We start from the raw sequence: 6,570 nt of genomic DNA on the forward strand, positions 1-6,570 counted from the left end.
CCCTCCCTCACCGCCATATTGTAGAAAAAGCCTGAGCTAATGTTCAGGCTTTTTTTATGCCTTCCGAACGGGAGGGGGCGAACCCTCGACGAGATCCGACAAAACCGTTTATAACTCATATCACCAGCATAATCTTTCCAATATGCAAGCTGCTTTCCATCAACGCATGAGCACCTGACGCCTGAATCAATGGAAATGTTTTAAAAATTCGTGGCTTAATAAGACCTTGATCTAATAACGGCCAAACTTTTTCACGTAATTCACGCGCAATGATAGCCTTATCCTCAACACTACGGGAACGCAGCGTCGATCCCGTCATAATCAGACGTTTTTTCAGCAATGGCATCAAATCCAATTCTTTCGCCCTGCCGCTCTGCACACCAATCTGGACAATCCTTCCTTCTGTGGCTGCGGCCTGAAAGTTTTTTGCCACATAATCGCCAGCAATCAGGTCGACAATCACATCGGCACCATGCCCGTTTGTTATCTGATGAGTCTTCTCGATAAAATCTTCAGTTTTATAGTTGATAGAAAAATCAGCGCCTAACGCCAAACTGGCTTGGCGTTTCTCTTCGGAACCCACTGTAGTAATGACACGGGCATTAAACGTTTTTGCCAGTAAAGTGGCCGTAGTTCCAATACCAGAAGTACCACCATGGATCAAAACTGTCTCGCCTGCTTTTAACTTGCCACGTTGAAATAAATTGACCCATACCGTAAAAAATGTTTCCGGCAATGCCGCTGCTTCCAACAAGCTATAGCCACTGGGAACAGGTAATGCGTTACTTTCATGCACTTTACAATATTCAGCGTACCCTCCTCCAGCCACCAGAGCACATACTTGATCACCGATAGCATAGTGTTTGACACTCTGCCCAAGCGCAACAACTGTACCTGAAACTTCCAAGCCAGGAATATCTGAAGCACCAGGCGGTGGCGGATAGTATCCGCGTCGTTGTAATACATCCGGTCTGTTGACACCTGCCGCAGCCACTTTAATCAATATTTCCTCTGCACCCAGTTTTGGGACAGATATTTTTATCGCCGTCAAAACATCCGGCTCTCCTGAATGGCTAATCGCTATCGCCGTCATTTCCTCAGGCAATGAATATTCTGACATCTATTTCTCCTCATTAAGGCATATAATCGTTACTCTTGAATGAATAACAAAAGACGCTATATTCTCTCACTCCACTCCCATTGTTCACTTGAAATTTGTTTAGCATGGACTATATTTTAGCCAATAAAATTCACATGATGATAATTTACTGAAATATCTATAACCGAAGATTACAACGAGGATCATAAAATGAAATTAGGGTATATCATTATATACGTCAATTCAGTCAGTGAAATAATAGAGTTTTACGAAAAATCTTTCGGCTTTAAAAAGAAGTTTATAGATACATCTGGTGATTATGGTGAGCTAGATACCGGAAACACGACGTTGGCATTTGCTTCTCTGGCGCTTGGAGAATATAATTTTGGTAAAAAATATTTCACACCGACTAATGCCAAAACAAAACCATTTGGGATCGAACTTGCGTTTACCACAGAAGACATTCATTTATCACATCAAAATGCAATTAGTGCCGGTGCCAGCTCTGTTCAGGAACCAATGAAAAAACCATGGCGACAAACAGTATCTTATATTCGTTCACCTGAAGGGACTCTTATAGAGTTATGTACGCCTATTGAATAATAAAAATTACAGGAAATATCTGGTCAATAATCTATTGACCTATTATTTAGTTGATGGTAATTTTATTTTTAGCATCAAATAGAACGTAGCATAGCCAAAAAAGCAAAATTTTTAAATATCAAGGCATAAAGTTCTCAATAAAGGGAATATAAAATGACATTCTTAGGATTAGTCAGTCATAAAAAATATCAGAAATGGAAAAATCCAACCCCTTTCCTGTCCTGCTTTCACTTCCATGAACGACATGAATCAAAATCAGTTAACGCACCAGCGAGATCTATGATTCAAGCGGTAAAAAGCTTTGACATATCTGATGATGTTTTTATTCATACTTTATCTAATATTAGAAATTTACCTGGATACATACTTCAAAAAAAATCAAAAAATAGCAATGATAGATTTAATTTAAGTACCTTTACTATACTAAAAGAAAACGATCATGAAATATCCTTTGGATTAACTGGTCGATTTTGGCAGGCAGATTTAGGTATTATACATCAACCTAATCTGGAGTCATTTATTCGTTTCGATGATAATACATCCGCTAAACTGGTATTACGATTTTTAGTTAAAGAACACTCTAATGGGCATCGTTCATTAATAACCGAAACATTTGCTTTTTGCCCAACTGAACAAACCAAAAAATTATTTACTCTTTACTGGCTGACCATACGAGTCGCCAGTGGCTTTATCCGAAAAAGAATGTTGTCGTTTATTATTAAAAAATTTAAATAAATCTTAATAAAATACAATTACCATATAATATAATGATCCTAAAAAATGGAAATTGCCTGAAAACAATTTGCGCTTCTTTTTTAAATAAAAACGTTTATTGCTATCAGGCGAAATTCATTTATAAAAACTCATTCAAAAATGGCATTAATAACTCCGGTTTCTCTTCATGAGGAGAGTGACCTGTAAAAGGGATATTTAGCAAATAAGAATGATTAACTTGATCTGCTAATTCTACAGAGTTAATACGAGAAACCAAACTATCCTTATCCCCCCGAACGATCAGTAATTCACAAGTTATTTCCCGAATAGTCTGATTCGGATAACCACTTTCACCCGCATCGATCCACATAGGAATAATACTGCTAATCAATTTATTAAAATCTGCCTTTGGATTCAATCTATGATAGCTTTCATAACTGTCAGGTAACATTGCGCGCCAACTTTCCGCAGTAATGAATTGAAACATCTCTTTCGCTGGATCATCTGCTTTTAGTGTCCAATGAGCACCTATTGTCACAACTTTATCGATTGGAATGCTCCCTGCTGCTGCCAGTCGCAAAGCAACAATCCCTCCGTCACTGTGACCAATAATGCTGCATTTCACTAATTTTAAATGCCTGATTATCGCTTCTATATCCTGTTGAAGGCGTTTATATGTCAGGCTTCCTTGTCCCAATGTAGATTTACCATGCCCTCGGCTATCTATTCCAATAAGTTGGTAAGTATTACCAAAATTATCCACTATCCGGTTAAATGTCTCAATGTCATGTAAACCACCATGCAGAAAAATCAGTGGATAACCATTTGCCTTACCTTGTAACTCATAATAGATATGAGCTCCGTCAACCTCTAAATAGCTGCCATCTTGATGATTAAAACCGGACATACAATACCATCTCCTTCATTTAATTTAATCTAAAGGGCATACTCGAATAATATGTCCATCAGGATCTTTCACGAGGAAAGTACGACCAAAAACTTCAGTGCAAGGTTCTTGCTTAATCTCAATATCTGGATTTTTTTGCCATATTTCAAAGAGCTGATCAACATCTTTGTTGGATGGTAACATAATGCCGATTTCAGAAAATCGCTGAGTAGCACGTTCTGGCTTTGTCTCCCCGCGCCAAATAGCAAAAATAGCATCCTTATCAGCAGAGAATGCCACATAACGCGGACTGGAGAAGATCGGTTCTGCATTGAAAATTGTTTTATAAAAATCTGTAGAACGCTCAATATCAGAGGAATAGACCAATTGAAGATTAGGTTTCATAGAAACGGATTCTTCCATTTCAGTTTTTTCAACCACTGTCTTAAGTCTTGATACAGTCTCAACCAGATCTTGGGTCACCTGCTTAAAGAAATTTTCAGCTTGGACATTGGGAATATCTTTTTGGGGTTCGAAAGAGGCTGTCACCTGAATACGGTTTGCCATGCTATTTTCATCAATCAGGATTTGATGGCAGAAAGTTAACATTCCCATATGTGGCAAATTAACCTGATCGGTAAACTCTCTATTCACTTCAATCTTCGCAAGATAGAAGCGAATTTCAGGCATACCAGTTAATACCATTGTGCCGTATTGCCCTGTTTTAATTTCATTTTCGAACTCAAAAGACTCGAGATCAACCTCCCATTTCTTCCGCAAATCAAAATCGACATAATGAGCCCAGATTTGAGATGGTTTTGCGTTTATCGATGTAGAAAAAGTTAAGGCTAACATGAAAAAACTCCAACAATTAGATAGCTAAGAATCTTGATAGCCATCAGGATAACAATCTGATGTGACAGTTTTTGTCAGTAGTCTTTTCATTATGTTAATGAGCAAAAATCATAAATAAGAATAGAGTTACGGAAATATATTCCACCGACACCTTTTTACAAATTAATTCGGTATTTTTTCTGTTTCCCGCCATTCCTTCAACAAGGACTGTCTTGAACGAGGATAACACTGTTTTTCTATCATCAAATCGGTCATCCTATCCGACCTGAAATGGCGAAATGCTTTTCGTAACTCACACCAGCCAATGACTATACTGATATTTTCAAAATATCCCAACGCGAATGGCCATATTGTTCTTTCAGATGGTTTTTCCTTTAGATCCAGATAAATGAAGGTGATTTTATTTCTGTTATTGATCGCTTGCCGTATCTGCTGAATGTCAACCGAGGGCTGCGCCTTCGTAGACGCAGGTCCAATCAATAATGAACTACTCTCTAAAAATCGCTTGAGTTCTGCCGGGATCACAGCCGCAATTTTGTTTATTGCACTGTTTGCGGCTGTTTTTAGCTGAGAGTCTGTGCGTTTTGCCACCCAGCTAGCGCCTAATGCCAAAGCTTCTATTTCATTTTGCGTTAACATAAGTGGCGGAAGGATAAATCCCGGCCGTAAAACATAACCTATACCCGCTTCGCCTTCAATGATTGCACCTTGAGCCTGTAAGGTAGCAATATCTCGATAAAGTGTCCTCAAGCTAATGTTCAATTTTTGAGCCAACACTTTTCCCTGTACAGGAAAGTGATAACTGCGCAATATTTCCATAAGAGATAATAAACGCGATGCTCTAGACAATTCATTTATCCTTAAGCTAATTAAATATCACTCACAAATTAATCTGGTAATAAATCCAAACTCATTTTCATCAAAATTCCCATCCATCTTCACTGACATGCCAAGCATTTCATGAAAAAACCACGGAATCCACTATTCAATGAAAACAATGTTATGTTTATAAAAATAATGTTTATAAAAACAATCAAATAATATATCAAATAAAATGTAAGTTTATTACCAAATAAAACAACTTTCATTTTATTTAATAACCATTTATTATTTTTCCCATCAGAAATGATGATTACCTCCATCCCTTATAAATTTCAGCCTGAAAATAAGGGGCAAAGGACTGAGGACAACATGACCATATACGACCTAAAACCTCGTTTCCAAAACTTATTACGCCCTATCGTAACCTTTTTGTACACACAGGGGATCACCGCCAACCAAGTGACATTAGGCGCTCTGCTCTTATCAATCATGGGGGGTTTTCTATTTAGTCTATGGCCTTTCCCCTGGCTCTATTGGTTATTACCTGTTTTTCTCTTTATTCGCATGGCACTCAATGCAATTGATGGCATGCTGGCACGGGAACACCACCAAAAATCCCATTTGGGGGCCATCTATAATGAGCTTGGGGATATTATTTCTGATGTCGCACTCTATCTCCCCTTCTGTTTTTTACCCAATGTCAGCAGCGTGAGTTTATTGATAATTTTATTCCTGACCATTCTGACGGAGTTTATTGGTGTTCTGGCACAAACTATTGGTGCCTCACGACGCTATGACGGTCCGATGGGAAAAAGTGACCGGGCCTTTGTCTTCGGTGCTTATGGTCTGATTATTGCGTTCTTTCCTTCAGCATTAATCTGGAGTCACTATTTATTTCCTTTCATGATCATTTTACTTTTGATGACCTGCTATCAGCGCGTTGTCAAATCCTTGCGTGAAATCAGGCTGGTTGAGCAGTCACAATCTCATTAAGGCATTAGCATGACACAATCTTATAATCAACGCATTGCTGAAGAACATTATTTCACCACATCAGATCAGACTTCTCTATTTTACCGTTATTGGCCACAAGAACAGGCTAAGCCGGAGAAAGCCATTGTCATTTTTCATCGGGGACATGAACACTCAGGAAGAATTCAACATGTTGTTGACGAACTCAGATTTCCTGACGTACCCATGTTTGCATGGGATGCCCGTGGGCACGGAAAAACAGAAGGGCCACGAGGTTACAGTCCATCAATGGGTACATCGATTCGTGATGTTGATGAATTTGTCAGATTTATTGCAGCTAAGCATGACATCGCAATGGAAAATATCGTGGTGATCGGCCAGAGTGTCGGAGCTGTGTTAGTGTCGGCATGGGTACATGATTACGCGCCTAAGATTCGAGCCATGATCCTTGCTGCACCTGCGTTTGATATCAAATTATATGTCCCTTTTGCTGTACAGGGCCTGCAATTGATGCAGAAAATCCGGGGAATTTTTTTCGTTAATTCCTATGTCAAAGCGAAATTCCTGACTCACGATGAATCCCGTATTGCGTCTTACAATGAGAGCATAAAAAACCTTG

8 protein-coding genes are annotated in these 6,570 nt (G+C 38.8%); 4 read left to right on the forward strand and 4 right to left on the reverse strand.

Going from position 1 to position 6,570, the window contains the following annotated elements; translation table 11 throughout:
- Positions 1 to 115: 115 nt before the first annotated feature.
- Positions 116 to 1,120: an NAD(P)H-quinone oxidoreductase gene (locus tag FE394_RS18130; protein WP_319927735.1), complete on the reverse strand. Its 1,005-nt coding sequence runs from the start codon at positions 1,118 to 1,120 to the stop codon at positions 116 to 118.
- Between the two features lie 189 nt (positions 1,121 to 1,309).
- On the opposite strand from FE394_RS18130, the gene FE394_RS18135 reads away from it, so the two are divergent.
- The gene (locus tag FE394_RS18135) at positions 1,310 to 1,702 is read left to right on the forward strand and encodes a VOC family protein (protein ID WP_319927736.1); all 393 of its coding nucleotides are present in this window, start codon (positions 1,310 to 1,312) and stop codon (positions 1,700 to 1,702) included.
- Between the two features lie 153 nt (positions 1,703 to 1,855).
- A complete protein-coding gene (locus FE394_RS18140; RefSeq protein ID WP_319927737.1) occupies positions 1,856 to 2,437 on the forward strand; it encodes a hypothetical protein in 582 nt (193 codons plus the stop codon).
- A 118-nt stretch (positions 2,438 to 2,555) separates the two neighbouring features.
- Here the strand turns inward: FE394_RS18140 and FE394_RS18145 are convergent, their stop codons facing one another.
- The 3 genes from FE394_RS18145 to FE394_RS18155 form a co-directional block, all read right to left on the reverse strand.
- Positions 2,556 to 3,323, reverse strand: a complete 768-nt coding sequence (locus FE394_RS18145) for an alpha/beta fold hydrolase (RefSeq protein ID WP_319927738.1) — start codon at positions 3,321 to 3,323, stop codon at positions 2,556 to 2,558.
- Positions 3,324 to 3,347: 24 nt separating this feature from the next.
- Positions 3,348 to 4,157, reverse strand: coding sequence for a VOC family protein (locus FE394_RS18150; protein WP_319927739.1), 810 nt, complete (start codon positions 4,155 to 4,157; stop codon positions 3,348 to 3,350).
- A gap of 162 nt (positions 4,158 to 4,319) precedes the next feature.
- Positions 4,320 to 5,006 (reverse strand): helix-turn-helix transcriptional regulator, encoded by a 687-nt coding sequence (locus FE394_RS18155; RefSeq protein ID WP_319927740.1) that lies wholly within the window; start codon positions 5,004 to 5,006, stop codon positions 4,320 to 4,322.
- Positions 5,007 to 5,348: 342 nt separating this feature from the next.
- On the opposite strand from FE394_RS18155, the gene FE394_RS18160 reads away from it, so the two are divergent.
- Together FE394_RS18160 and FE394_RS18165 are read left to right on the forward strand one after the other, a co-directional pair.
- Positions 5,349 to 5,972: a CDP-alcohol phosphatidyltransferase family protein gene (locus FE394_RS18160; RefSeq protein ID WP_319927741.1), complete on the forward strand. Its 624-nt coding sequence runs from the start codon at positions 5,349 to 5,351 to the stop codon at positions 5,970 to 5,972.
- Positions 5,973 to 5,981: 9 nt separating this feature from the next.
- Positions 5,982 to 6,570 (forward strand): alpha/beta fold hydrolase (locus tag FE394_RS18165; protein WP_319927742.1); only part of this gene is annotated, 589 nt, incomplete at its 3' end.

It is taken from the genome of Xenorhabdus littoralis (assembly GCF_033949345.1).
GTDB classification, from domain to species: Bacteria; Pseudomonadota; Gammaproteobacteria; order Enterobacterales; family Enterobacteriaceae; genus Xenorhabdus; species Xenorhabdus littoralis.